Consider the following 776-nt stretch of genomic DNA (forward strand, 5'->3'; position numbering starts at 1 on the left):
CCACTCCTCCCTGGGTGCTGCCGCTTTTTCATGATGGACACCGATGCTGGAGCAACGCCTCCGAACCGACCGGATACTCGTCGTCCACTGAGAGGGTTGGTCTTATCCTCATCACCTGATCGGTTCTTCTTTGTCTGACCCTGCGGGCAGCTTTGCCGGAGACACCTTCATCAGCCTCGCCTTGCTGCTCCTGTCCTCCGGGCTTCTGGACGGACGCGAACGGAACCGGAACATGAAGCGCGTGTTTCCTTGCAGCATCCTGAGAAAGGCAGTGCCCCATGGCCGATGAAAACCCGAAATCCCACCCGACCGACAATGCCGAGAAAGATCCCGACAACTGGGTCAGCGGCGAAGACCCGATGACCGGCGCACAGGCGTCCTATCTCAAGACGTTGAGCGAACAGGCCGAGGAGCCCGACGCCTTTGACGACACCATCAGCAAGGCGGAGGCCTCAAAGCGCATCGATGCGCTGAAAGCCAAGCTGGGCCTAGACCAGTAGGGCTCCGCTGTCGGAAGACGGAGCGACATCCCAAAGGTCATGAGTTCCGGCAACTATGGTTTTGTAGGGCAATGCGGTGCCGATGCTGCTGGGGCTCGGCACCCTTTTTCCGAATGTATCACGCAACACGGTTCTGATGTGGCTCCGGATGATCTGGTGCAGTGCCCTTTTGCCACTCTGACGCTGGCCGAAAGCCCAGTCATTACGAGAGCGCGGCAGGCTACGGCGCCAAGGGCGCGGATTTCGGAGATGCCCAGTACGCTCTGCCCTCAGAAG

Annotated in this window: 1 protein-coding gene; it reads left to right on the forward strand. The window is 59.8% G+C overall.

What is annotated here, in order from left to right; all coding sequences use genetic code 11:
* Positions 1-278 precede the first annotated feature (278 nt).
* Positions 279-500 carry a DUF3072 domain-containing protein gene (locus AAIL68_RS17490; protein ID WP_347141062.1) on the forward strand — a complete coding sequence of 74 codons (222 nt, stop codon included), beginning with the start codon at positions 279-281 and terminating at the stop codon, positions 498-500.
* Positions 501-776 lie beyond the last annotated feature (276 nt).

Origin of the sequence: Paracoccus sp. SSK6, from assembly GCF_039770665.1 — a bacterium.
Taxonomy (GTDB): domain Bacteria; phylum Pseudomonadota; class Alphaproteobacteria; order Rhodobacterales; family Rhodobacteraceae; genus Paracoccus.